Origin of the sequence: Micromonospora sp. NPDC049048 (genome assembly GCF_043197615.1) — a bacterium.
Taxonomy (GTDB): Bacteria; Actinomycetota; Actinomycetes; order Mycobacteriales; family Micromonosporaceae; genus Micromonospora.
In genome coordinates this window covers 548,334-572,864 of record NZ_JBICTM010000001.1, presented here as the reverse complement: position 1 = coordinate 572,864, position 24,531 = coordinate 548,334, and the positions used below count along the sequence as shown (strand labels likewise).

The 24,531-nt window shown below is 74.2% G+C and carries 20 protein-coding genes and 1 pseudogene; 12 read left to right on the top strand and 9 right to left on the bottom strand.

The window, feature by feature from the left end:
• Positions 1-192: 192 nt before the first annotated feature.
• A complete protein-coding gene (locus ACGFIG_RS02775) occupies positions 193-627 on the top strand; it encodes a helix-turn-helix domain-containing protein (protein WP_392998483.1) in 435 nt (144 codons plus the stop codon).
• A gap of 36 nt (positions 628-663) precedes the next feature.
• On the top strand, positions 664-957 hold the full coding sequence (locus tag ACGFIG_RS02770) for a hypothetical protein (protein ID WP_392998481.1): 294 nt from the start codon (positions 664-666) through the stop codon (positions 955-957).
• Positions 958-1,015: 58 nt separating this feature from the next.
• Here the strand turns inward: ACGFIG_RS02770 and ACGFIG_RS02765 are convergent, their stop codons facing one another.
• Positions 1,016-1,711, bottom strand: a complete 696-nt coding sequence (locus ACGFIG_RS02765; protein ID WP_392998479.1) for a class I SAM-dependent methyltransferase — start codon at positions 1,709-1,711, stop codon at positions 1,016-1,018.
• 146 nt (positions 1,712-1,857) lie between these two features.
• On the opposite strand from ACGFIG_RS02765, the gene ACGFIG_RS02760 reads away from it, so the two are divergent.
• The 5 genes from ACGFIG_RS02760 to ACGFIG_RS02740 all read left to right on the top strand — a co-directional run bounded on the left by ACGFIG_RS02760 (position 1,858) and on the right by ACGFIG_RS02740 (position 9,476).
• Positions 1,858-3,975, top strand: a complete 2,118-nt coding sequence (locus tag ACGFIG_RS02760; protein ID WP_392998477.1) for a molybdopterin oxidoreductase family protein — start codon at positions 1,858-1,860, stop codon at positions 3,973-3,975.
• Entirely contained in the window at positions 3,972-5,408 is a 1,437-nt protein-coding gene (locus ACGFIG_RS02755) for an FAD-dependent oxidoreductase (RefSeq protein ID WP_392998475.1), read from the top strand. The genes ACGFIG_RS02760 and ACGFIG_RS02755 overlap by 4 nt, the downstream gene beginning before the upstream one ends.
• A gap of 76 nt (positions 5,409-5,484) precedes the next feature.
• Entirely contained in the window at positions 5,485-8,031 is a 2,547-nt protein-coding gene (gene nirB, locus ACGFIG_RS02750; RefSeq protein WP_392998473.1) for a nitrite reductase large subunit NirB, read from the top strand.
• An 11-nt stretch (positions 8,032-8,042) separates the two neighbouring features.
• On the top strand, positions 8,043-8,387 hold the full coding sequence (nirD, locus tag ACGFIG_RS02745; RefSeq protein WP_392999398.1) for a nitrite reductase small subunit NirD: 345 nt from the start codon (positions 8,043-8,045) through the stop codon (positions 8,385-8,387).
• Positions 8,388-9,476, top strand: coding sequence for a uroporphyrinogen-III synthase (locus ACGFIG_RS02740; protein ID WP_392998471.1), 1,089 nt, complete (start codon positions 8,388-8,390; stop codon positions 9,474-9,476).
• A 30-nt stretch (positions 9,477-9,506) separates the two neighbouring features.
• On the opposite strand, the gene ACGFIG_RS02735 is transcribed toward ACGFIG_RS02740, so the two are convergent.
• The 4 genes from ACGFIG_RS02735 to ACGFIG_RS02720 all read right to left on the bottom strand — a co-directional run bounded on the left by ACGFIG_RS02735 (position 9,507) and on the right by ACGFIG_RS02720 (position 14,109).
• Positions 9,507-10,130, bottom strand: a complete 624-nt coding sequence (locus ACGFIG_RS02735) for an ATP/GTP-binding protein (protein WP_334607644.1) — start codon at positions 10,128-10,130, stop codon at positions 9,507-9,509.
• Entirely contained in the window at positions 10,111-10,476 is a 366-nt protein-coding gene (locus ACGFIG_RS02730; protein ID WP_088998388.1) for a DUF742 domain-containing protein, read from the bottom strand. Before ACGFIG_RS02730 ends, ACGFIG_RS02735 begins: the two co-directional genes overlap by 20 nt.
• A 91-nt stretch (positions 10,477-10,567) precedes the next feature.
• The gene (locus tag ACGFIG_RS02725; protein ID WP_392998469.1) at positions 10,568-10,975 is read right to left on the bottom strand and encodes a roadblock/LC7 domain-containing protein; all 408 of its coding nucleotides are present in this window, start codon (positions 10,973-10,975) and stop codon (positions 10,568-10,570) included.
• On the bottom strand, positions 10,972-14,109 hold the full coding sequence (locus tag ACGFIG_RS02720) for a nitrate- and nitrite sensing domain-containing protein (protein WP_392998467.1): 3,138 nt from the start codon (positions 14,107-14,109) through the stop codon (positions 10,972-10,974). Before ACGFIG_RS02720 ends, ACGFIG_RS02725 begins: the two co-directional genes overlap by 4 nt.
• A 446-nt stretch (positions 14,110-14,555) precedes the next feature.
• Between ACGFIG_RS02720 and ACGFIG_RS02715 the strand changes: the two genes are divergently transcribed.
• Complete coding sequence (locus tag ACGFIG_RS02715; protein WP_392998465.1) at positions 14,556-15,737, top strand: ABC transporter substrate-binding protein; 1,182 nt, start codon at positions 14,556-14,558, stop codon at positions 15,735-15,737.
• A gap of 58 nt (positions 15,738-15,795) precedes the next feature.
• Here ACGFIG_RS02715 and ACGFIG_RS02710 read toward each other — a convergent pair whose 3' ends face one another.
• Positions 15,796-16,653 (bottom strand): ABC transporter permease, encoded by an 858-nt coding sequence (locus ACGFIG_RS02710; RefSeq protein WP_392998463.1) that lies wholly within the window; start codon positions 16,651-16,653, stop codon positions 15,796-15,798.
• A gap of 98 nt (positions 16,654-16,751) precedes the next feature.
• Positions 16,752-17,780: an ABC transporter substrate-binding protein gene (locus tag ACGFIG_RS02705; RefSeq protein WP_392998461.1), complete on the bottom strand. Its 1,029-nt coding sequence runs from the start codon at positions 17,778-17,780 to the stop codon at positions 16,752-16,754.
• A gap of 264 nt (positions 17,781-18,044) precedes the next feature.
• On the opposite strand from ACGFIG_RS02705, the gene ACGFIG_RS02700 reads away from it, so the two are divergent.
• The 4 genes from ACGFIG_RS02700 (at position 18,045) to ACGFIG_RS02685 (ending at position 22,832) form a co-directional block, all read left to right on the top strand.
• Positions 18,045-18,830 carry an ABC transporter ATP-binding protein gene (locus ACGFIG_RS02700; RefSeq protein WP_392998459.1) on the top strand — a complete coding sequence of 262 codons (786 nt, stop codon included), beginning with the start codon at positions 18,045-18,047 and terminating at the stop codon, positions 18,828-18,830.
• Between the two features lie 2 nt (positions 18,831-18,832).
• Positions 18,833-19,783: an LLM class F420-dependent oxidoreductase gene (locus ACGFIG_RS02695; protein ID WP_392999396.1), complete on the top strand. Its 951-nt coding sequence runs from the start codon at positions 18,833-18,835 to the stop codon at positions 19,781-19,783.
• Positions 19,780-20,082, top strand: coding sequence for a cupin (locus tag ACGFIG_RS02690; RefSeq protein ID WP_392998457.1), 303 nt, complete (start codon positions 19,780-19,782; stop codon positions 20,080-20,082). Before ACGFIG_RS02695 ends, ACGFIG_RS02690 begins: the two co-directional genes overlap by 4 nt.
• A gap of 77 nt (positions 20,083-20,159) precedes the next feature.
• Positions 20,160-22,832, top strand: coding sequence for a hypothetical protein (locus ACGFIG_RS02685; RefSeq protein WP_392998455.1), 2,673 nt, complete (start codon positions 20,160-20,162; stop codon positions 22,830-22,832).
• Between the two features lie 44 nt (positions 22,833-22,876).
• On the opposite strand, the gene thiD is transcribed toward ACGFIG_RS02685, so the two are convergent.
• A complete protein-coding gene (gene thiD / locus ACGFIG_RS02680) occupies positions 22,877-23,665 on the bottom strand; it encodes a bifunctional hydroxymethylpyrimidine kinase/phosphomethylpyrimidine kinase (RefSeq protein ID WP_392998453.1) in 789 nt (262 codons plus the stop codon).
• Positions 23,666-23,922: 257 nt separating this feature from the next.
• Positions 23,923-24,504 (bottom strand): annotated as a pseudogene (locus tag ACGFIG_RS02675) (thiamine phosphate synthase); the annotation flags it as partial.
• Positions 24,505-24,531: the final 27 nt, after the last annotated feature.

The following is a 24,531-nucleotide window of genomic DNA, read 5'->3' as shown; positions in this document are numbered from 1 at the left end:
GTCGACCCCACCTATTCGCGCCGACCGCCGAACACGGCAAACCGCCACTGCCACATAACTGAAATATTCGATTGCGCTTGCGGTTGTTGCGCTTGCAGGAGACGATGTCCGAAGCGTCAGGACAGCTTCTGGAACGGCCTGCCGCACGAGGGGGGGACGCCCGTGAGCCCGACCGCCAGGACGACGTCCGTCATGCCCAGCGCGGGAGCCGAGCGCAGCCAGGTCGCCGCGGTCGACAGACTCCTCAGGCGCCATCCGGACGAGGCCCCGACAGCGAAGGCTCGCCTCGTCTCGCCGAACGGCGAGGAGGTCGAACTCCCCGCCCAACTGCTCGACGTCCTGCGGCACGCATCGGCACTGCTCGCCCGTGGCGACGGAGTCGCCGTGAGCGCCGTTGCCCGGGAGTTGTCGACGACCGAGGCGGCCAAGCTCCTCGGCATGTCCCGCCCGACGCTGGTCCGCCTGCTGGAGACCGCTGCCATCCCCTGCCATCGGGTGGGCAGCCACCGGCGGCTGCTCCTCTCCGACGTCCTGGCGTTCCGGCAGCGCCAGATGCGGGAGCGCCGGAAGTCGTACGAGGCCTTGATGCTGGAATCCGACGCGCTCGGGCTCAACGTCGACGAATAGCGCGGTCACCCTCCGGCGCTGGATACGGTGTCCACTGTGACGCTCGGCGCCCCCTTGGTGTTCCTGGACGCCAACATCCTGTACTCACGGACCCTGCGCGACTGGATCAGCCTGCTCTCGCTGGAGAGCGACTGCCTCGCCTACGTCGCCGACACGTCGATGGGACTGGTCCAGCGCGTCGTCCTGAAACAGGTCTCCTACTACCGACGCAGCCTGGTCACCGAGGATCGCGATGAGCAGGATCTGATCGCCCACCTGCGCAAGGCCGGGGCGCACCGGTTCGCCCAACGCCTTGAAGGCCACCTCGACGGGCGCACCGACCGGCCGTAGCCGGGGCAGGTGCGCCGGCTACGGCCACGTCGGTGTCAGTTCGGCATCCGTGCGTCATTCACCCGCGCCGACCGCCGAACACGGCGAACCGCCACTGTTTGAAGTGGCAGTCGACGTCGACCAGGCCGGCCTCTGCCAGCCAGCGACACTGCGCGCTGACCGGCGCGGGCCGGTCGTACGCCATCCGGCCCTCGGCGGCGGCGATCTCGTCGGCGTCGGATCCCAGTGCGGCGACCTGCGCCAGCCATACCTCGTGGTAGCGCCGGTCCAGCGCCTCGGTGGGGCCGGCGACCTGCTCGGCGTTGACGAAGACGCCACCGGGCGCCAGCGCCGCCGGCACCCGGCGGTAGAGCTCACGCTTGCCGGCGTCGTCGAGGTGGTGCACGGCCAGCGCGCTGACCACCGCGTCGTAGCGCCCGGCGGGCAGCGGGTGGGCCAGGTCGGCCAGGACCGTCCGATGGGCCACCCCACGGGTCCGCAGGTGGTCGGCGGCGACGGCGAGCATGGCCGGCGCGGCGTCGACCAGCGTCAGCCGGATCCCCGGCACGGCGGCGGCGAGCAGCAACGACAGCAGCCCGGTGCCCGCGCCCAGGTCCAGCACCTCGGGCGTACGCCCTGCGGCGAGCGCGGCACGCAGCGGCGGCGCGGCCACCTCGACGGCGGTGCCGTAGAAGGCGTCGAAGCAGGGCACCAGGCGCCGGCGGGCCTCGTCGTAGCTGCCGGCCACCGCGTCGAAGGCCTCGGCCACGTCCATCGCGCCTCCCAAAATATAGGAACAAGCTCCCACATTGTAAACGCTGCGAACCTGCCCGCTGCCAGCGTGCGGTGTGAGCCGCTCTTGACAGGACCGAAACAAACGGGACCCGGACCGGAAACCGCTCACCGGCACGCTTTGCCGACATGACAGACGGTGCACACGCGGCGACCGGACCGGGCCGGACGCCCCGCCAGGTGGCGACGCACTGCCCGTACTGCGCCCTCCAGTGTGGGATGACGCTGCGCGAGGAGCCCGGCCGGGTGAGCGTGCTGCCCCGGCAGTTCCCCACCAACCGGGGCGGCCTCTGCCAGAAGGGTTGGACCGCCGCCGAGCTGCTCGACCACCCCGAGCGGCTGACCACCCCGCTGCTGCGGGACCCGGCCGACGGCGAGCTGCACCCGGCGACCTGGGACGCCGCCCTCGACCGGATCGTCACCGGCCTGCGCACCGTCCAGGAGGGCCACGGACCCGACGCGGTCGCCGTCTTCGGCGGCGGCGGACTCACCAACGAGAAGGCGTACGCGCTGGGCAGGTTCGCCCGGGTGGCGCTGCGTACGAGGCACATCGACTACAACGGACGGTTCTGCATGTCCTCGGCGGCGGCCGCCGGCATGCGCGCCTTCGGCATCGACCGGGGCCTGCCGTTCCCGCTGGCCGACCTGGGCCGGGCCGACACGCTGCTGCTGGTCGGCGCGAACCCGGCGGAGACCATGCCCCCGCTGGTGCGCTGGCTGACCGAGCAGCGCGAGCGCGGCGGCCGGCTGATCGTGGTCGACCCCCGGGTCACCGCCACCGCCCGCCAAGCCGACCTGCACCTGCAACCCCTGCCGGGCACCGACCTGGCGGTGGCGAACGCGCTGCTGCACATCGCGCTCACCGAGGGCTGGATCGACCGGGAGTACGTGGCCGGGCGCACCGTCGGCTTCGAGGCGGTCCGCCGCGTGGCGGCCGGCTGGTGGCCGGCCCGCGCCGAGGCGCTCTCCGGGGTGCCGGTGGCCGACGTGGAGGCGACCGCCCGGGCCCTCGGCACCGCCGAGCGCGTGATCATCCTGACCGCGCGCGGCGCCGAGCAGCATGCCAAGGGCGTCGACACGGTCACCGGCTTCGTCAACCTGGCGCTCGCCCTCGGCCTGCCCGGCCGCCCCGGCTCCGGGTACGGCTGCCTCACCGGGCAGGGCAACGGGCAGGGCGGACGGGAGCACGGGCAGAAGGCCGACCAGCTCCCCGGCTACCGCAGGATCGACGACCCGGCCGCCCGGGAACACGTCGCCGGGGTCTGGGGGGTGCCGGCCGAGGACCTGCCCGGGCCGGGCGTGCCGGCGTACGAGCTGCTGGACTCGCTGGGCACGCCCGCCGGCCCGAAGGCGCTGCTGGTCTTCGGCTCGAATCCGGTGGTCTCCGCGCCCCGGGCCGCCCGGATCGAGGGCCGGCTGCGCGATCTCGACCTGCTGGTGGTCGCCGACTTCCTGCTCTCCGAGACGGCCGCGCTGGCCGACGTGGTGCTGCCCACCGCCCAGTGGGCCGAGGAGGACGGCACGATGACCAATCTGGAGGGCCGGGTGCTGCGCCGCCGCGCCCTGCGTACGCCGCCGCCGGGTGTCCGTACCGACCTGGGGATCCTCGCCGACCTCACCGCCCGGCTCCGGGGTGGCGCCGGCGGGGAGGACGCCGCCGATCCGCGGATCGTGTTCGCGGAGCTGCGGCGGGCCTCGGCCGGCGGGATCGCCGACTACGCCGGGGTGAGCTGGGAACGGATCGACGAGCACGACGGCGTCTTCTGGCCCTGCCCCGCCGAGGACGGCCCGGACACCCCCCGGCTCTTCGCCGACCGCTTCCCCACCCCGGACGGGCGGGCCCGGTTCCACGCGGTGGAGCACCGGCCGGCGGCCGAGGAGGTCTGCGCCGAGTACCCGCTGCACTTCACCACCGGCCGGGTCCTCGCGCAGTACCAGTCCGGCACCCAGACCCGCCGGGTCGCCGCGCTGCGCCGGGCCGCCCCGGACGCGTTCGTCGAGCTGCACCCCGACCTGGCCGGGCGGCTCGGCATCGGCGACGGCGAACCGGTGCGGGTGGTCTCCCGCCGGGGCGAGCTGCGCGCGCCGGCCCGGCTCAGCACCGCCATCCGGCCGGACACCGTCTTCGCGCCGTTCCACTGGGGCGGCGCCGCGCGCGCCAACTCGGTCACCAACGACGCCGTCGACCCGGTCTCCGGAATGCCGGAGTTCAAGATCTGCGCCGTCCGGCTGGAGAGGGTGCCATGACCGAGCGCATCGTGATCATCGGCAACGGGATGGCGGGCTCCCGGCTGGCCGGCGAGCTGCACGCCCGGGGCGGGGACCGGAAGGTCACCGTGCTCGGCGCGGAGCCGCACCGGGCGTACAACCGGATCATGCTCTCCACCCTGCTGGCGGGCAAGGTCGGCGAGCCGGACGTGGAGCTGGCCGAGGCCGCCGGGCAGGGCGTCGACCTGCGTACCGGGGTGAGCGTCACCGCCGTCGACCGCGCCAGCGGCACGGTCCGCACCGACGACGGCGACCGCGTCGCGTACGACCATCTGGTGCTCGCCACCGGCAGCCGGGCCGTGGTGCCCCCGCTGCCCGGGCTGGACGGGCCCCGGCTGCCGGAGCGGGTGGTGCCGTTCCGCACCCTGGACGACTGCCGACGGATCCTCGCCGTGGCCGCCGGCGCGCGCCGCGCCCTGGTGCTCGGCGGCGGGCTGCTCGGGCTGGAGGCGGCCCGCGCGCTCGCCGCCCGGGGCCTCGACGTCGCGGTGGTGCACCCGGTGCCGTACCTGATGGAACGGCAGCTCGACCCGGCCGGCGCGGCCGTGCTGGCCGACACGCTCGCCGGCCTCGGGGTGCGCACCCACCTGGCCGTGGCGGCGGCCGGGGTGGTCGCGGACGCCGACGGGGTCCACCTCGACCTGGCCGACGGCCGCTCGCTCGCCGCCGACCTGCTGGTCCTCTCCTGCGGGGTACGCCCCGACACCGCCCTCGCCGCCGCCGCGGGGCTGGCCGTGGATCGGGGCGTGCTGGTCGACGACCGGCTGCGCACCAGCGACCCGCGGATCTCCGCGATCGGCGACTGCGCCCAGCACGACGGCGCCCTCACCGGGCTGGTCGCCCCGGCGTGGGCGCAGGCCCGGGTGGTGGCGCAGGTGCTCACCGGGGAGGACGCCGGGGCCCGCTACCGGCCCCGCCCGGCGGTGACCCGGCTCAAGGCGGCCGGCATCGACCTCGCCGCCATGGGTGACCCGGGCGACGGCGGGACCGGCGAGGAGCTGACCTTCGCCGACCCGGCCCGGGGCACGTACGCCCGGCTGCGCATCCGCGACGAGCGGCTGACCGGCGCGATCCTGCTCGGCGACAACCCGGCGGTCGGCACCGTCATCCAGCTCTTCGACCGGGGCCAGCCGGTGCCGGCCGACCGGCGCGGCCTGCTGCTCGGCCGGTCGTTCGGCGCGGCGGCCACGCCCGCCGCGACCCCGGCGCTGATGCCGGACGCGGCGACCGTCTGCCGGTGCAACGACGTCAGCAAGGGAGCGCTGGTGAGCTGCTGGCGTTCCGGGGCCCGGACGGTCGACGCCGTGGTCGCCGCGACCCGGGCCGGCACTGGATGCGGGAGCTGCCGGGACGCGGTCGCCGGCATCGTCGGCTGGTTGTCGGAAGTGGAATCGGTGGAGGTGACGCGATGAGCGAGCGGAGCGAGCGAATCAGCAGGCTCGGTGCGACGGTGCCTCATGACGGCACGCAGCGCAGCGGAGTGCCGTCATGAGCGGTGGTCGGTTGGTCGTCGTCGGCAACGGGATGGTCGGGCAACGCCTCGTGGACGCGCTGCGCGCCCGCGACCCCGACGGACGGTGGCGGGTCACCGTCCTCGCCGAGGAGACCCGCCCCGCGTACGACCGGGTGCGGCTCTCGGCCTTCTTCGACGGGGTCGGCGCCGAGGAGCTGAACCTGCACACCCCCGACGACGGGGTGGACCTGCGCCTGGGCGAGCCGGCCACGGAGATCGACCGGGAGCGGCGGCTGGTGCGCACGGCGGCCGGCGAGCACCCGTACGACGCCCTGGTGCTGGCCACCGGCTCGTCCGCGTTCGTGCCGCCGGTGGAGGGCGCGACCCTGCCGGGGGTGTTCGTCTACCGGACCCTGGACGACCTGGCGGCGATCCGGGAGCACGCGCGCGGCCGGCGTACCGGGGCGGTGATCGGCGGTGGGCTGCTCGGGCTGGAGGCGGCGAACGCGCTGCGGCTGCTCGGGCTGGCGACCAGCGTGGTGGAGTTCGCGCCCCGGCTGATGCCGGTGCAGGTGGATCCGGCCGGCGGCGCGATGCTCCGCCGGTACGTCGACGAGCTGGGCGTACGCACCCACCTGGGCGTGGCCACCACCGCCGTCCGGCCCGGCCCCGACGGCGCGGTCGCCGGGCTGGAACTGGCCGACGGGACCGTGGTCGACGCCGACCTGGTGGTGGTCGCGGCCGGCGTCCGGCCCCGCGACGAGCTGGCCCGGGCGGCCGGTCTCGCCCTGGGCCCGCGCGGCGGGGTGCTGGTCGACGGCACCTGCCGGACGGCCGACGAGCGGATCTGGGCGGTCGGCGAGTGCGCGGCGGTCGACGGCACCTGTCACGGCCTGGTCGCCCCCGGGTACGCGATGGCCGAGGTGGTCGCCGACCGGTTGGTGGGCGGGGCGGCCACCTTCCCCGGCGCGGACACCGCCACGAAGCTGAAGCTGCTCGGCGTGGACGTGGCCTCGTTCGGCGACGCGCACGGCACCACGCCGGGCTGCCTCGACGTCACGTTCACCGACCCGGCCACCCGCGTCTACGCCAAACTGGTTCTCTCCGACGACGCGCAGACCCTGCTGGGCGGGGTGCTGGTCGGCGACGCGAGCGCGTACCCGGCGCTGCGGGCCAGTGTCGGCGGTCCCCTGCCCGCTCCCCCGCTGGCGCTGCTCGCCCCGGCCGGCGCGGCGGGCGCGGGGGCCGGCGCCCTGCCCGCTGCCGCGCAGGTCTGTTCCTGCAACGCGGTGACCCGCGCCGACATCGACACGGCGATCGCCGGCGGCTGCACGGACGTGCCGGCGCTGAAGGCGTGCACCCGGGCGGGGACGAGCTGCGGCTCCTGCGTGCCGATGCTGAAGCAGCTGCTCGACGCGGCCGGGGTGCGGCAGTCCACGGCGCTCTGCGAGCACTTCGACGCCAGTCGGCAGGAACTGTTCGACATCGTGCGGGTACGCGGCATCCGCACCTTCTCGCGGCTCGTCGCCGAGCACGGCCGGGGTCGCGGCTGCGACATCTGCAAGCCGGTGGTCGCCTCGATCCTCGCCTCCCTCGGCGCCGGCCACGTGCTGGACGGGGAGCAGGCGTCGTTGCAGGACACCAACGACCACTTCCTGGCCAACCTGCAACGCGACGGCAGCTACTCGGTGGTGCCCCGGATCCCCGGTGGGGAGATCACCCCGGAGAAGCTCATCGTGATCGGCGAGGTGGCCCGGGACTTCCGGCTCTACACGAAGATCACGGGCGGGCAGCGGATCGACCTGTTCGGGGCCCGGGTCGAGCAGTTGCCGCAGATCTGGCGCCGGCTGGTCGACGCCGGCTTCGAGTCCGGCCACGCGTACGGCAAGGCGCTGCGCACGGTGAAGTCCTGCGTCGGCGAGACCTGGTGCCGGTACGGGGTGCAGGACTCGGTCGGGCTGGCCATCGCCCTGGAGCTGCGCTACCGGGGACTGCGCGCCCCACACAAGATCAAGTCGGCGGTGTCGGGGTGCGCCCGCGAGTGCGCCGAGGCGCGCAGCAAGGACTTCGGCGTCATCGCCACCGACACCGGCTGGAACCTCTACGTCGGCGGCAACGGCGGCTTCCGGCCCCGGCACGCCGACCTCTTCGCCACCGACCTGTCCACCGAGGCGCTCGTCCGGCTGGTCGACAGGTTCCTGATGTACTACGTCCGCACCGCCGACCGGCTGCAACGTACCGCCGCCTGGATCGAGGCGATGGAGGGCGGGCTCGACCACCTCCGCGCGGTCATCGTGGACGACTCGCTCGGCCTCTGCGCCGAACTCGACGCCGCGATGGCCCGGCACGTCGAGTCGTACTCCGACGAGTGGCGCGACGTGCTGGAGGACCCGGTACGGCTGCGCCGGTTCGCCTCCTTCGTCAACGCCCCGGAGGTTCCCGACCCGTCCATCACGTTCGCCCTCGAACGGGGCCAACCCGTCCCGGCCCGCCGGCCGGCGGGCACCGGGGATCCCCGACCAGAACGCCCACGTGCGGGCCGGCAGCCGGTCGCGCTGGGCATGCCGGAGGTACGGCCGTGACCACCACGACACTGCCCACCGCCACGCGCGCCTGGACGCCGGTCTGCCCCCTTGACCGGCTGGAGCCCGAGCGGGGCGTCGCCGCGCTCGTCGACGGCGTGCAGGTGGCCCTCTTCCGCACCGTCGACGGGCTGTTCGCCCTCGACAACCGCGACCCGGTCGCCGGGGCGTACGTCCTGTCGCGCGGGCTCGTCGGTAGCCGGGGCGAGGTGCCGACGGTCGCCTCGCCGCTGCACAAGCAGGTGTACGACCTGCGCACCGGAGTCTGCCTGGACCTGCCCGGCGTCGCCGTGCCCCGGCACGACGTGCGCTGCCGGGACGGCCTGGTCGAGGTGCGGCTGCGACGGGAGGGGTGAATGCGCGACGAACTGGCCGGCTTCACCATCGGGGTGACCGCCGACCGCCGGCGGGACGAACTCGCCGCGCTGCTGCAGCGGCGCGGCGCCCGGGTGGTGATCGCCCCGGCGCTGCGGATCGTGCCGCTGGCCGACGACACCGACCTGCGCGCGGCCACCCGGGCCTGCCTGGAACGGCCGCCCGACGTCCTCATGGCCAACACCGGCATCGGGATGCGCGGTTGGCTGGAGGCGGCCGAGGGCTGGGGGCTGGCCGAGCCGCTGCGCGGCGTGCTCGCCGACGCGTACGTGGTCGCCCGGGGTCCCAAGGCGCGCGGAGCCATCCGGGCCGCGGGCCTGCACGACCAGTGGTCACCGGACTCGGAGAGCTGCGAGGAGGTGGTCGAGCACCTGTGCCGGCGCGGCGTGGCCGGGCAGGTGGTCGCCATGCAGCTGCACGGCGACCGGCAGCCGGAGTGCACGCTGGCGCTGGAGGCGGCCGGGGCGACCGTGATCGAGGTGCCCGTCTACCGCTGGGCGCCGCCGACCGACCCGGCCCCGCTGCACCGGCTGATCGACCTGGTCGCCGGCCGGCTGGTCGACGCGGTCACCTTCACCTCGGCCCCGGCGACGGAGGCGCTGCTGCACGCCGCCGGGGACCGCTGCGAGGCGGTGCTCGACGCGTTCCGGGGAGACGTGCTCGCCAGTTGCGTGGGCGCGGTCACCGCCGGGCCGCTGCTGCGGCGCGGGGTGCCGGTCAGCGCGCCGGCGCGGGCCCGCCTGGGTGCCCTGGTGCGGATGATCGTCGACGAGCTGCCGCGCCGCACGGTCACCCTGAAGGTGGCCGGTCACCTGCTCACGCTGCGGGGGCACGCCGCCGTGGTCGACGGCGAGCTGCGCCCGCTCGCGCCGGCGCCGATGGCGGTGCTGCGGGCACTGTGCGCCTCGCCCGGTCGGGTGCTGTCCCGGACCGCCCTGCTGCGTACGCTGCCCCGCGGCGCCGACGAGCACGCCGTGGAGATGGCGGTGGCCCGGCTGCGCGCCGGGTTGCGCGCGCCCCGGGTGGTGCAGACGGTCGTCAAGCGCGGCTACCGCCTCCGGGTCGACTGAGCGGGGACCCGGAGGCGGTAGCCGACCCGGTCAGCCGACCGGCGTCGGGTAGCCCCGGCCGTGCTCTGCCTCGAGGCGGAGCATGGCGTGCTCCACGACGGTCACCAGCACCTGCTTGACCGCGTCCCGGTGCCGGGCGTCGGTCAGCACCAGCGGCACGTCCGGCGAGATGGCCAGCGCCTCGCGGACCTCTTCCAGCTCGTACTGCGGCGCGCCGTCGAACCGGTTCAACGCCACCACGTACGGCAGCCGGCGGTTCTCGAAGTAGTCCAGCGGCGCGAAGGCGTCGGTGATCCGGCGGGTGTCCACCAGCACGGCGGCCCCCACCGCGCCCTTGATGATCTCGTCCCACATGAACCAGAAGCGGGTCTGGCCCGGCGTGCCGAAGAGGTACAGGATCAGGTCCTCGGCCATGGTGATCCGGCCGAAGTCCATGGCGACCGTGGTGGTCTGCTTCCCCGGCACCTTGGACGGGTCGTCGATGCCGACACCGGCCGCGGTCATCACCGCCTCGGTTCTCAGCGGGGTGATCTCCGAGATCGCGCCGACCAGCGTCGTCTTGCCCACGCCGAAGCCACCCGCGACCACGATCTTCGCGGAGATGATTCCCCGGTTTCGGCGGGCCCCGGCGGGGTCATAGCCTGCGAAGTCCACTTAGCACCCTTCCAAGGATTTCCATCCGCTCCTCGAACCCCTCGGCGGGAGCGGCAGTGTGTAGCGTCAGCAGGCTCTCGGCCACCATGTCGGCGACCAGCACCCGGGTGACGCCCAGCGGCATCCGGGTGTACGCGGAGATCTCGGCCAGCGACTGTGCCCGGCCCTCGCAGACAGTGGCGATGCGGTGCTTGTCGTGCCCCGCGAAGCGGGCCTCCGCGGCCTGGGTCGCGCTGGCCGTCAGGACCGCCTCCAGGGCGATGTCCATCCGGGCCTCTGTCCGGCCGCGGGTGACCGCGTACGGCCGTACCAGCGCACCACGTGGGTCCACGCGCCGTTGGTCCATCGACGATCACCTCCTTTCCCGGCCGGGGCCCCTGGTCGGGCACCGGATCTTCTCGTCCTGGCGACGTACGGCCCGCACGTCGCGTCCTCCGCTAGGACCGCACCGCGTCCCGGGGCAGCGGCACCAGCGCCGCACCGACCCGCTCGACCAGCAACGCCATCTCGTAACCCACCTGACCGACGTCGCAGCTACGGGCCGCCAGCACTGCCATGGAGGAGCCGTCGCTGATCGACATCAGGAAGAGATAGCCGCTGTCCATCTCGATGACCGTCTGGAGCACGCCGCCGGCGCTGAACATCCGGGCGGCGCCCTCGGTCAGGCTGACCACGCCCGAGGTGATCGCCGCGAGCTGGTCCGCCCGGTCCGGGGGCAGGTCCCGCGAGGAGGCGAGCAGCAGCCCGTCGGCGGACACCGCCACCACGTGGGCGATTCCCGCCACGCTGTCGGCGAAGTTGGTGAGCAACCAACTCATGTCCTGCATGGCCGCTGGCCTGTTCATCGACTCGTCTCCTTGGTCGAGGTGCTGTCCTGGTCCGTTCCGGCCGCCCGGCCGCGCTGCACGCCGCGGTGGTAGGCCGACAACAGGCCCCGAACTTCGTCCGGGGTACGCCGGCTGCGGTCGCGGCCGGCCCGGGGCTCGATCCCGCCGGGCACGAGCTGTGCCTGCGGCTGCCGCTTGGGCAGCCCGGAGCGGGTGGTGCCGGCGGTGGCGGGGGCCGCCGCCCGGCTGGCCCGGGACCAGCCTTCGTCTGCCGCTGTCCGCCAGGCGTCGGCGGATGCCGCCGAGGGCGGGTCTGCGGGAGGCGCCGCCGCGGGGGGTGTGTCCGGCATGCTGGGCCGCGTCGCGGCCGGCGGGGCGTACGACGGCGGTGCCGGCTGCGCGGGGGGCGGGGCGGTGTCGGTGCTGCCCGGCGTGCGGGTGGGCAGCCGGGGCGTGCGGGGCTGTGCCGGTGCCGGCTGGGCGGCGGCCGGCATCCCGGCTGCGGGCGCTCCGGCGCCCTGTGCCGCGGCGGCCTGTGCCGCAGCGGCCTGCTGCGCCGCGGGCGACTGGCTGAAGTCCGGGCGGGTGAAGATGGCCGTGGCGTCGTTACCGTGCGACCGGAACCACACCGCCTCCATCTCCCGGAAGATCGGTGCCTCGGCCGGCAGTTCGGGGCGCGGGGTGATCGGCGCGGCGGGGCGCGGGGCGAGCGGGGCCGTGGCGGCCAGGCCGGCCCCGAGGCCACGGCCGGCACCCGGATCCGCGCTCAGCCCGGTGGCACCCGGCGACCCGGCGATCGGGCCGGCGGGCAGGCCCGGCGTGCCCGGCGCCGCGGACTCCCCGCCGGGGACGCGCCTGGGCAGCGACTCGACCGTGGGGTACGCGACGGTCGGTGTGCCGACCGAGGCGCCGCCGGGGAAGGCCGGCCGCGCCGGGGGCGCCTGCGGAACGGTCGGCTGCGGCGCGGTCAGGCCGCCGGCCTGCACGGGGGCCGCGGTGTCCCGCGCCTGCTCCGGGGCCTGCCAGGGCGCCGGGGCGGCGGAGCGCCACTGGTCGGTGAGGGTGGCCGAGGCGGTACGCCCCGCGCTGGCCGGCTCGGCGAGGCCGGCCGGGGTGAGGGGGCTCTGCTCGACCGCGAGCGGCTGCCGGGGGCGGGTGATCTGCTGGTCCCGGCTGTGCACGGGCGGCAGTACGACCGTCGCGGCGGGCAGCGTCACCTGGGCGACCGTGCCGCCCTCCACGTTGCGGCGCAGCTCCACCCGGATGCCGTAGCGGGACGCCAACCGGCTGACCACGGCCAGACCCATCAGCCGGAACGCCGCGACGTCGACGCTCGGCGGGGCGGCCAGCCGCCGGTTGAGCGAGTCGAGCTGGTCGTCGGTGAGGCCGAGGCCCCGGTCCTCGACCTGGATCAGGACGTAGTCCCGGATCCGCCGGCCGTCGGCCACCACGGTGGTGGTGGGCGGCGAGAAGCGGGTGGCGTTGTCGAGCAGTTCGGCGACGAGCCGGACCACGTCGTTGACCGCGTGCGCGGCGACCGAGATGTCGGTGTCGACGGTGCCGAACTCGATCCGGTTGTAGAGCTCCACCTCGGACTGGGAGGCACGCAGCACGTCCACCAGGAGGGCGTCGTCGCGGCGCGGCACGGCCGAGTCGGCACCGGCCAGCACGAGCAGGTTCTCGTCGTTGCGGCGCATTCGCGTGGCGAGGTGGTCCAGCTCGAACAGCTGCGCGAGCCGCTTCGGGTCCTCCTCGCCGCGCTCGATCGCGTCGAGTTCGCCGATCATGCGGTCGACCAGGGTCTGACTACGGCGGGCCAGGTTGAGGAACATCGCCGAGACGCTGGTACGCAGCGCGGCCTGCTCGGCCGCCACGCGGACCGCCTCGCGGTGCACGACGTTGAAGGCGAGCGCCACCTGGCCCACCTCGTCGCGGTTGGTGAGCTTGATCGGATCGCGTACCTGCCGGACGATCTCCTCGACGCCGCCGTCGCCGACGTTGCCGACGTTCTGCAGCCGCTGCACCGCGTCCGGCAGGTCGTGGTTCGCCACCGAGAGGGCACCCTCCCGCAGCCTGCGCAGCGAGTGGTTGAGCGAGCGGGCCAGCACCACGGCGAGGGTCACCGCGACGATGAGGGTCAGCAGGACCAGCGCCGACTCGATGATGGCCTGCCGGATGACGTCCGACCGGGCTTGGTCGGCCTGGCTGAGCAACCGGTCCTGGAGCCGGATCTCGGCCCACCGCATCAGGTCGTTGACGGCGCCGATGGCGGCCGTGGCGTCCTGGGCGCTCACCAGCGAGGGCTGCCCGACCGAGCGGGTGATGTCGGCGGCCACCCGGTCGGCGAGGGTGACCGCGTCACCGGAGACCGTGCTGTCGACCAGGGCGCGCTGGGCCGGCTCGGCGGCCAGGGAGAAGGAGACCAGGGCCTCCTGCTGGCTGGTCAGCGTGGCCACGAAGGAGGAGAACTGCTCCTCGTCGAGCCGGCCGGCGACGAGGGCGGTGTAGACGACCGACTGTTCCTCGGCGACGGCCGCCTTGGCGCGGGCGAACGCGGCGACCGCGCGCCGGGCGTCCGAGAGCCGCTCGTCACCGGGCAGCTGGGCCAGGCCGTCGCCGTACGCGACCAGGTCGGTGATGATGACGCCGTAACGGAGCGCGGCCTCGGCGACCGCCATCTGCTGGCGGTCCAGCACCTCCTGCCGGGTGCTGGCGAGCGTCTCCAGGTGATCGTCGATCCTCGCCAGCCGCTCCCCCACGGCGGCCGGCACCTCGCCGACGCGTCCGCGCTCGGCCCGGTACGCCTCGACCCGCTGGTCGGTGCTGCGCACCCGCAGGTTGTAGGCGTCGGCCTTCTGCTGCGGCGTCGAGAGGAAGGCCGCGGCGGCCATCCGCTCCTGGTGCAGGTCCTGCGTCAGCGCGGAGACGTTGATGGAGAGCGCGGTCAGCGCGCGCGCCTGGTTGGCGTCGAAGGTGTTCTCGCCGACGGCGACGAGTCGCACCGTGGCCAACGCGAGCACCGCGGCGACCGGCACGACCAGGATCAGCGCGAGCTTGGAGCGGATCCGCACGTCACGGAGCCGGGGCAACCAGCGCCGCTTCGGCTGCTCGGTGTCGCCACCCGCGGGCAGGGTCGTCGGTCCGGTGCTCACGACATCGCCTCCGTCGTTTCTTCCACGCCTGCCCCGCCGACTCGCGCCCGGTGCAGCGGACTGCGCCACACGCGGCACGGCCGCGATTTCATCAGAAGTGATCCTGTTTGGGAAGCCACAGTGGGGTAGGAAACGGTTGGAGGGCACGCATCCCGCGATCCGGTCAACTAATACCTTCATTTCTCCATGCCCGTGAACAGGGCATGTAACTCCAGAGTGGTCATCCGTGTCGTATTAGTAAGCGTTTGCAAACTTCCCGTTGCCCCACCATGTGGGATACGCGTCCCGAAACGCTTCCGACGCTCCGCTTGACCACAGGGCCCGGCGTTGGCAAGGTTTTGCAGGCTTCGCGCACACCGTACGGCAGACCGATCCCGTTCCTCCACTGAGGACGGACAACCCGGCGGTGACCGGGCATCGTCCCGGGCCGCATCTGGAGGACTGAGTTGAGCCCCATCCGCTCCGCGACCGCCGCGGCGATCGCATCGGCCGTGCTGGCCACCACGCTCACCGGCTGCCAGTCTGGGGCGGACGAGCAGGACACCAGTCCCATCGTCATCGCTGCGGACCTCGAACTCTCCGGCGCGGCGGCACCCATCGGCAAGGCGTACCAGCGGGCGCTGGAACTGAAGGTCGACCAGCTGAACTCCTCCGGTGCGCTGAACGGCCGCAAGGTCGAGCTGCGGGTGAAGGACAACCGGTCGGACGCGAGCGAGTCGCTGCGCAACATCGGTGATTTCAGCGCTGATTCCCAAGTCAGCGCCATCATCATGGGCGGCTGCAACGAATGCGCCGTCGGTGCCGTACGCACCATCAACGAGAAGCGAATTCCCACCATTGCGCTCGCCGCGTCCAGCGCCGTGACCACCCCGGTCGCCGAACGGCGGTACGTGTTCAAGCTCTCCCCGAACGCGGCCGACAGCGCCGCCGCCCTCGCCGGGGAGATGCGCCGCAAGGGCGTACGCAAGGCGGCCGTGCTGCACAGCGACGACGCCTACGGCCGCGAGGGGCTGACCGCGCTGCGCGCCGAGTTCGCCAAGAGCGGCGTCAAGCTGCTGCGCGAGGAGGCCGTCCGCACCACCGACACGGAGGTCGGCCCGCAGGTCAAGGCACTGGTCGGGAAGAAGCCGGACGCGATCGTCATCTGGACCTCGGCGGAGCAGGCGACGCTGGCCGCCACCGCCGCGAAGCAGGCCAAGTTCGAGGGTGACCTCTTCTTCGACGCGGCGGCTGCCGGCGACCTCTTCCTCGGTGCCGCGTCCGGGGCGACCGAACGCGCCACGCTGGTCTTCACCCAGACGATGGTGATCGACGACGTGATCGCCACCACGCCGGCCAAGGCGGCCCGGCGGCAGTGGTTCCAGGACTACACCGCCCGCTTCGGCGGCTACAACGGGTCCTCCTCGTTCGCCGCCGACGCCTTGCAGCTCATCGCCGACGCCGAGCTGCGTGCGGGCAGCGAGCCCGGCGAGGTCGACCGTGACGGCATCCGGGACGTGCTCGAGACGACCCAGTTGGACGGTCTCTCCGGGCCGATCCGGATGACGCCGGACAACCACTCCGGCCTGATGCCGCAGGCCCTCACCACCCTGGTGGCGCGTAACGGGCGCTGGCGCCTCGCGAGCTGACCGGGCGGTGTGGCCCGCCGTTGTCCGGCGGGCCACACCGTCGCCCCGTCGCGGCGGGTCAGCGGGCCGACGTGGTGGCCCGGACCCAGGGCAGGGCGAGACGCTCGACCAGGGACAGTGCGCTGTAGAGCGCGATGCTCATCAGCGCGATCAGCATGATCGCCGCCCAGGCGGTCGCGGTGTCGCCGACACCGTTGTACTGGAGGATCTGGTAGCCCAGCCCCGGCTTGTCCGAATAGAACTCGCCGATCACCGCGCCGATCGCGGCCAGCGGCATGGCCACCTTGAGCCCGACGAAGATCTGCGGCAGCGCGGCGGGGAGACGCACCTTGCGGAACGCCTGCCACCACGAGGCGTTCAGGGACCGGGCCAGCTCGGCCAGGTCGGCCGGGGTGGTGGTGAGGCCGGTCGCCGTGGAGAGCACGATCGGGAAGAAGCAGAGCAGGAACACCATGGTCAGGATCGGCTTCGTACCCCAGCCGACCGAGACCACCAGCAGCGGACCGAGGGCGATCTTCGGCACCGCGTTGACCGCCACCAGCAGCGGCGCGAACATCCGCTCGACGCGCCGGGACGCGGCCAGGGCCATCCCGATCAGCACGCCGGCGAGCGTCGACAGCAGGAATCCGAGCACCGTCATCATGGTGGTCACGCCGAGCGACGGCATCAGCACGTCCCCGCCCGCGACCAGTGCCTGCCACACCGCCTGCGGCGGGGGCAGCGACACGGGGTGCACCAGCTCCAGGCCCGACGTGACCAGCCACCAGGCGGCCAGCGTGATCACGGCGCCGAGCAGCGGCAGCCCGACGGCCGCCGGGCGTAGACCGGACCGGCGCGCGGGTGCCGGTCGGGGCGCACCGGCACCCGCGGGTTGCTTCCCGGTGTGGCCGGACCGGGTAGCGGTCTTCTCCGTCACGGGTTCTCCTCTCCTGCCGGCCGGGCCGGCACGCGACGGGGGTGCGGCCCCCGGGTCGCCCCGGGTGGACCGCACCCCCGTGCCGTGGTCGGCGTCCGTCAGGCCTTCGGCGCGAGGCTGAAGTCGATGATCTGGTCGGGGGTGATGTTCTGCTTGAGCGAGCCGGCGCCCTGCAGGATCGCGATGCTCTTGGCGACCCGGCCGCTGTCCAGGGTGCCGAGCTGGGTGCCGGAGTTGCTGGAGCGTACGTAGCCGGCCATGAGCTGGAGCTCGGCGGCGGCCGCGGCGGGGTTCGCGGCGTCGACGTTCTTCTTCAGCAGCTCACCCGCCTCCTGCGGGTTGGTCAGCGCGTAGTCCAGGCCCTTCAACAGGGCACCGGTGAACCGCTTGACCATCTCCGGCTTCTCCTTGGCGAGCTTGGAGGAGGTGATCAGCACGTTGCCGTAGAGGTCCTGCATCACGTTGCTGTAGGGCAGCATGACGGCCTTCTGCTTGGTCACCGTCTCGATGGTGGGCTGGCCGACGACGAACTGGCCGATGCCGTCCACCGTGCCGGAGCCGAGCATGCCCATCAGGGCCTGCGCCTGGCCGTTGACCCAGGTCACCTTGCTCGCGTCCACGCCGGCCATCCGCGCGTACGTCGGGAAGAGGTTGCGGACGACGGAGCCCTCGGTGTCGGCGAGCTTCTTGCCCTCGAGGTCCTTCGGCGACGCGATGCCCTTGCCCTCGACGGTGGCGATGGCGGCCATCGTGCGCTGCTGGATCGCCGCGACCGCGACGAAGTCCTTGGCCTGGCCGTTGCCGACCTGGAGCAGACCGCCGGTGAGGTCGATCGGGCCGAACTGGGCCTGGCCGCCGACGATCTGCTGGATCACCGCGCCGGTGCCCTGACCGGGCTTGATGTCGACGTCGAACCCGGCCTCCTTGAAGAAGCCCTTCTCCTTCGCGACCCAGGCGTAGGAGTCCCGGCCGAAGTTGCCAAACGAGGTGAGGTATGTCACCTTCTCCAACGCCGCGCCGTTGCCGCCCTTGTCTGCGCCGGAGTCCGAGTCGCCGCTGCACCCGGAGACCAGGGCGAGGGCGGTGGCCAGCGCAACGGCAGCGACCGTACGGGTCAGCCTTCTCATCTGTGCACCATGTCCTTTCCGACCGGAGCGGCACGCCGCCGCCGGAGGGGGGTTGTCTGGCGGGGCCGGCCGAGGGGTTGAGCCGACACCAACCGTCTGGAGGGGACTAGCTGGCACAGCGTACGAGAAACCATCCTTCACAATGCCAGGCGTATGGGTTTCGTTACGCAAAAATCCTCGCGTCCACCCCGGACGCCATACCATCCACACGGGCCGGTTACCCTGGGCCGCGATTGCTGATCGTCGACTCAGGAGGCCGCCGGGATGATCAAGCTTTCCGGGGTGTCCCGTACCTTCGACGGCCGCAGCGGCCGCGTCGAGGCGCTGCGCGGCATCGACCTCGACGTGGCGCCGGGCGAGTTCGTCGCCGTGCTCGGCCGCTCCGGATGCGGCAAGTCCACGCTGCTGCGCCTGATCGCCGGTCTGCTCCCGGTGACCGAGGGCAGCATCACCGTGGCCGGTACGCCGATCACCAAGCCGCGCCCGGACATTGCGATGCTCTTCCAGCGACCGGCCCTGCTCCCCTGGCGCACCGTCCTGGACAATGTCCTGCTGCCGGTGGAGATCTTCGGCTGGAAGCGGGCCAAGCACCGCGACCGGGCCCGGGAGCTGCTGGAACTCGCCGGACTGGGCGGCTTCGAGAAGCGGCTGCCGCACGAGCTCTCCGGCGGCATGCAGCAGCGGGTGTCGCTGTGCCGGTCACTGATCGGCGAGCCCCGGGTGATGCTGATGGACGAGCCGTTCTCCGCGCTCGACGCGCTCACCCGCGAGGAACTTTCCGGCGAGCTGCAACGCGTGCACATGACCTCCGGGGCCACCGTCGTCTTCGTCACCCACTCGATCGACGAGGCGGTGCTGCTGGCCGACCGGGTGGTCGTACTCAGCCCCCGGCCCGGCCGGATCCGCAAGGTCGTCGACGTGAACATCCCGCGACCGCGCACCCTCGGCCGCAACGCGCACCTGGCAGACGTCGCCCGGGTCAGCGCCGACCTGCACGAACTCCTCATGGAACGGGACCTGCCGGCGACAGCCGGCGCGGAACGGCCATGAGCATGCGGGTCACCGTCTTCACCGAGCCGCACCGGGGCGCCAGCTACGACGACCAGCTCCGCTTCGCCCGGCTGGCCGAGGACGGCGGCTTCGAGGGGTTCCTGCGCGCCGACCACTACCAGGCGATGGGGGACGAGCCCGCCCTGCCCGGCCCCACCGACGCCTGGCTGACGCTGGCCGCGCTGGCCCGCGAGACCAGCAGGATCCGGCTCGGCACCCTGGTCACCTCCGCCACCTTCCGGCTGCCCGGCCCGCTGGCCGTGATGGTCGCCCAGGTGGACCAGATGAGCGGCGGCCGGGTCGACCTCGGCATCGGCGCCGGCTGGTACGAGCGCGAGCACACCTCCTACGGCATCCCGTTCCCCGGCGTCGGCGAGCGATTCGACCGGCTCGCCGAGCAACTGGAGATCCTCACCGGACTGTGGCGCACGCCCCCGGGCGAGACGTACAGCTTCACCGGCGACCACTACCGGCTGGTGGACGCCCCCGCCCTGCCGAAGCCGGTGCAGGTGCCCGGCCCGCCGGTCATCGTGGGCGGGCGCGGCCCGAAGCGCACCCCCGACCTCGCCGCCCGCTACGCCGACGAGTTCAACCTGCCGTTCAAGACCGTCGCGGAGACCGCCGCCGCGTACGAGCGGGTGCGGGAGGCCTGCGACCGGGCCGGCCGGGCCGAGTCGGGACGCGCCCCGCTCACCCTCTCCGCCGGGATCGTCGTGGCGATCGGCCGCACCGACGCCGAGGCGCACCGCCGTGCCGCACCGCTGCACACCAAGAGCGCGCTGCCGCCGGAGGACACGGTGGTCGGCTCGCCCGCGCAGCTCGTGGACCGCATCGGCGAGTTCGCCGCCATCGGCGCCACCCGCGTACACCTGCGGCTGACCGACCTCGCCGACCTCGACCACCTGGAGCTCATCGCCGCCGAGGTGCTCCCCCGACTGGACGGAATCCGATGACCGACACACACCTCGAACTCGGCCCGGTGGGCCAGGAGATCGTGTACGAGAACGACCGGGTCCGGGTCTGGCACATCCGGCTGGAGCCGGGCGAACGCCAGCCGCTGCACCGGCACGACCACCCGTACCTCGTGGTGGCGATCCAGGGGGCGAAGAACGTCGTGCAGACGATCGACGGCACCCTCATCGACGCCGACGAGCCGACGGGCGGGGTGGTCTACCGGGATCCGGGCGCCGTGCACATGCTGACCAACGTGGGCGACACGACGTACCTGGCCCGGCTTGTCGAATTGAAGTAACCCGCTGGCCGGCGGGTCGCCACCGGCTCGCGGCGCGCCGGTGGCGGGCTGGTCAACAGGTGCGTAACGTGCCGGACATGGCCTTTCGGACCTGGGGCAGACTGCTGCTCACCGCGCTCGGGGTGAGCCTGCTGGCCGGGGCCGGTCAGCTCGGCGTCGCCTTCGGCTTCGGCATCGTCCGGCTCACCGGCACCTTCACCGGCGCCACCATCAACCAGTGGCCGGCCCAGCTCGTCTGGGCGGGCTGGTTCGCCGCGAACGCCGCAGTGGTGGGCGCGGTGCTGACCGAACGCCTGGCCCGCCGGGACGGAGGGCTGGCCGGCACCGGGCAGCTGCTCGCCGTCGCCGGAGGCGCCGCGCTCGGCGCCACCGTCGTCGCGCCGCTCTGCATGCAGCCCGCACGGGCCGCCGAACTCGTCTCCGTGGACCCCGTCTGGGCCGTCGGCATCTGCGCGGTCCTCGGTGCGCTGGCCGGTGCCGGCGCCGCCATCGCCGTACTGCTCCGGCCGCCGGTGGGATGGAACATGGCGGCGGTCGCGTGCGTGGTCTGGCTGCTGGCCCTGGTCTCGGTGGCGCCGTCGCTGTTCTCGACCGGGCCGCTGGACACCGTACGGCTGGGGGTGCTGGAGCCGGCGTCGCTCGACGCCGACGCGGCGCAGCGGCTGGCCCTGGTGGTCCTGCCGCTGGTGGCGCTGCTGGCCGGCGCGGCCACCGGCGCGGTGTCCCGGTGGCGCGGCCACCCGCCGCTGGTCAGCGGCGCGACGGGCGTGGCGGGACCGGTGCTGGTCGCGTTCGCCTACCTGACCGCGGGCCCGGGCGACAACGTCGACCGCTACCAGCTCATGCCGTACTACGCGGCGCTGCTCGCCGTGGCCACCGGTGCGCTCGGAGCGGCCGCCGCCGCGCTGCTGCGCTGGCCGCTCGGCACGCACACCGCCCCCACCGGGGCCATCGAGCCCACCGACATCCTGCGTCCGCTGCCCGCCGGTCCGGACCTGCCGCAGGCGTCCGCGTCCGCCCGTGGGGACGAGCCGGAGACGGTCGACCTGGCCGGCGCCGATCTGGCCGGCGACCAGGCTGGCGGCGGCCTGGTCGCCGCCAACGGGCCTGGTGCTGACCTGGTCGCCGCCGACGGGCCTCGTGCTGACGTGGTCGCCGGCCGGGCCAGCGGTACGGGCTCCGGGTCGGGCACCGCCACCGGCGGCGACGTCCCCGCGCCCCGGGCCGTCCCGCCGCACTGGGACTGGCCCGCCGACGGAGGAACCGCCCCCGCTCCCGCCGGAGCCCGGACGGGCGCGGATGCGCGGCGGACGTCCGCCACACCGGTCGACAACCCACCCGCGACCGACAACGCAACCGCAGCCGACCGCCCGCTCACGCCGCAGCCCGCCCGCGCGCGGGACGACGCCGAGCGCGCCCCGTCCGCCCCGAGTGCGCCCGGCTCGACCGCCTCGCCGGCCCCGGCAGGTCGGTCATCGTCACTGCCGACCCCGACCGCCGCAGCGGCGCCGGCGACCGAAGCACCGGAAGCCGAGGACCGACCGGCCGAGGGAGCGACGTCCGCAGCGCCGCCCGCCGTGGAACCGACGTCCGCCGCCCAGCCTGCCGAAGGACCGATGCCCGCCGAGGGACCCACACCCGCCGCGCAGCCGGCCAAGGGACCGGCGTTCGTTGCGCAGCCGGCCGAGGGACCGACGTCCGCAGGTCGGCCGGTGCAGGCTGGTGCCGAACAGCAGGCCGCCCCGAGCGCACCCAAGCCCCGCCGTACCCGCAAGCCCCGGTCGCCGCGCCAGCCCGCCGCCGCGACACCGGGAGGTACGGACCCGACGCCCGTAGCCGCGGAGGGCCCCGTGACCGCGGCGCCCCCGCCGGTCGCTACGCCCCCGCCGGACGCTGTGACACCGCCGGTCGCTACGCCCCCGCCGGACGCTGTGACACCGCCGGTAGCTGCGCCTCCGCCGGTAGCTGCGGCCCCGCCGACGTCCCCGGACGCCGCCGCGCCCTCCGCCGCCACCGCACCACAGCCCGCGCCGGTCGACGCCTCGTCGTCCACGACTTCGCCGCACACGTCGCCGGCAGGTGCCGCCTCCGCGCCCGAGTCGACGTCGGTCGATTCCCCCGCAACGACCGCCGCCGCAGCCGGAACGACCGCCGCGAACAGCACGGCGGCTCCCGGGCCCGTCACCGTGCCCCCAGCCGCACCGGCGCAGCCGTCCCCGTCCCGGCCCCGGCCCGGAACCACCACTGCGGCGGCGCAACCGACCACGGAGCACGCGTCCGAGCCGACGCCCCGGCCCGAGACCGAAGCCACCACCGGGAGGACCGAACCGACCACGGCGCATTCGCCCGAGTCGACGCCCCGGCCCCGTCATCGGGCGCCGATTCCCGACCTGGCCCGCGCCGCGAGCTGGGAGGCGCTCGCCACCGCACGCCGGGGCGGCCCCGCTTCAACGTCCGCCGACGCCGTACCGGAGAACGCCGCCGAGGCGAAGACACCGGCCGGGTCCACCTCGTCCGCCGCGCCCGAACAGCCCACCGGCCGAGGCCGGGGGCGGCTGGGCCTGTTCCGCCGCAACCGGGCCCGCATCGAGGACGCTCCGGCCGACCGCGAATCCGAACCGCTGCCGGCGCAGGACGAGGAGTACGTGGACTGGGTCACCGGCCTGAGCAAGCCGGTTCCGGACAACGAGCCGGAGCAGGAGACCGGCCGACGGTCGTTGCGCTCCACCGGCCGCCACCACCGCGACTGAAGGGGCGCCCTCCACGTGCCCTTGGGACGCGCCGTCCCCGCTGGTCAGGCGGACCAGCCGAAGTGGTCGAGGGGTCCGCGTCCGGCGCCCAGCTCCCAGTCCCGCGCGCCGGTCAGCGCGCGCAGGACGTACTCCTTGGCGGCGGCGACGGCCGTCGGCACCGGGTCGCCGAGGGCCAGCCGGACGGCGATCGCCGCCGAGAACGAGCACCCGGTGCCGTGGTTGTGCCGGGTGTCGACCCGGGGCGCGCGGAGCAGGGTGGTGACGCCGCCGCCGTGCAGCACGTCGATCGCCTCGCCGTCGGCGTCCACGTCGCCGCCCGTCACCACGACGTGCGGCGGGCCGCCGGCCGCGAGGGCCTCGGCGGCGGCGACCATCTCCTCGACCGTGGTCACCGGGCGTCCGGTGATGGCTGCGGCCTCCGCGCAGTTCGGCGTCGCCACCTGCGCGTACGGCAACAGCCGCTCGACGGCGGCGACCACGCCCAGCCGGTGCCCGCTGGTGGCGACGAGCACCGGGTCGACGACGAGGTGCGGCAGCCGCCCGTCCTTCGCGGCGTCGGCCACCGCCTCGGCGACCGCCGGGGTGCCGAGCATGCCCGTCTTGGCGGCGCGGACGGTGAAGTCGGCGAGTACGCTGTCGAGCTGCTCGGTGACCGTTCGCGGCGGCAAGGGCAGCACGGCGTCGACGCCCCGCGTGTTCTGCGCGGTGACCGCAGTGAGCACACTGGTGCCGTACGCGCCGAGGGCCGCGAAGACCTTCAGGTCGGCCTGGATCCCGGCACCGGCGCCCGAGTCGGAGCCGGCGATGGTGAGCACGGTCGTCGGGGTCATCGTTCCTCTTCCGTGATGGCGGACGGACGCTCGGGCCGGGCCTGCACGACCGTGGCGCTTGAGGGCTCCGGCCAACCGTCTTCACTCCGAATCTCGGGCCGGGCGTGGACGGTCGTGGCGCTTGAGGGCTGCGGCCGACCGTGCCCACTCCGGGCGGTCAGGCTTGATCCCTCCGTGGGCACGGTCGGCCGCAGCCCCGTCGTGGAGACCTCCGCGCGTGCCCACTGGCCGCGAGGCTGCGGTGGGACCGCCGACCGGAAGGCGGCGGTGAGCGTGGCGGCGTCCCCGGTCGGGTCGTCGGCGCGCATGATCGCGCCAAGCACCGCCACGCCGACGGCTCCCGCCTCGACGCAGGCGACCACCTGCTCCGGGCTCTGCACTCCGCCCAACGCGAGGACCGGAACAGGGCTGGCCCCGATCAGCTCGCTCAGCCCGTCGGCGCGCAGTGGCGGGCCGTAGCCTGGTTTGGTCCGGCTGGGAAAGACCGGTGACAGGGTGGCGTAATCCTCGGTGGTCAGTCGGGCCAGTTCGGCGCGGCTGTGGCAGGAGCGGCCGACGAGGCCCAGGGACGGCGGCGGGTACGGCCCCGCAGACGGCAGGTGCACCGCGTCCCCGCCGAGCGGGTCGGGGCCGGCGACGACCAGCGTGCCGCCCGCGTCGGCGAGGACCGCGCGCAGGTCGACGGCGAGCGCGGCGCGCTCGGCACGGGGCAGGTCCTTCTCCCGCAGCACCACCCATCGCACTCCCCCGGCCACCGCCCCCGCCACGACCTCCGCCAATGGCCGCCGAGCCTGCCTCCGGTCGGTAAGCAACACGACGCCGACCGGACCGCCCGAGATCCCCGGACGATCCGAAATCGCCGGACC

Coding starts and splice junctions, on each gene's coding strand:
- ACGFIG_RS02700 (WP_392998459.1), top strand. CDS start 18,045: ATGATCAAGCTTTCCGGGGTGTCCCGTACCTTCGACGGCCGCAGCGGC.
- ACGFIG_RS02755 (WP_392998475.1), top strand. CDS start 3,972: ATGACCGAGCGCATCGTGATCATCGGCAACGGGATGGCGGGCTCCCGG.
- ACGFIG_RS02760 (WP_392998477.1), top strand. CDS start 1,858: ATGACAGACGGTGCACACGCGGCGACCGGACCGGGCCGGACGCCCCGC.
- ACGFIG_RS02685 (WP_392998455.1), top strand. CDS start 20,160: ATGGCCTTTCGGACCTGGGGCAGACTGCTGCTCACCGCGCTCGGGGTG.
- ACGFIG_RS02765 (WP_392998479.1), bottom strand. CDS start 1,711: ATGGACGTGGCCGAGGCCTTCGACGCGGTGGCCGGCAGCTACGACGAG.
- nirB (WP_392998473.1), top strand. CDS start 5,485: ATGAGCGGTGGTCGGTTGGTCGTCGTCGGCAACGGGATGGTCGGGCAA.
- ACGFIG_RS02730 (WP_088998388.1), bottom strand. CDS start 10,476: ATGGACCAACGGCGCGTGGACCCACGTGGTGCGCTGGTACGGCCGTAC.
- ACGFIG_RS02740 (WP_392998471.1), top strand. CDS start 8,388: ATGCGCGACGAACTGGCCGGCTTCACCATCGGGGTGACCGCCGACCGC.
- ACGFIG_RS02690 (WP_392998457.1), top strand. CDS start 19,780: ATGACCGACACACACCTCGAACTCGGCCCGGTGGGCCAGGAGATCGTG.
- ACGFIG_RS02705 (WP_392998461.1), bottom strand. CDS start 17,780: ATGAGAAGGCTGACCCGTACGGTCGCTGCCGTTGCGCTGGCCACCGCC.
- ACGFIG_RS02695 (WP_392999396.1), top strand. CDS start 18,833: ATGCGGGTCACCGTCTTCACCGAGCCGCACCGGGGCGCCAGCTACGAC.
- ACGFIG_RS02725 (WP_392998469.1), bottom strand. CDS start 10,975: ATGAACAGGCCAGCGGCCATGCAGGACATGAGTTGGTTGCTCACCAAC.
- thiD (WP_392998453.1), bottom strand. CDS start 23,665: ATGACCCCGACGACCGTGCTCACCATCGCCGGCTCCGACTCGGGCGCC.
- ACGFIG_RS02775 (WP_392998483.1), top strand. CDS start 193: ATGCCCAGCGCGGGAGCCGAGCGCAGCCAGGTCGCCGCGGTCGACAGA.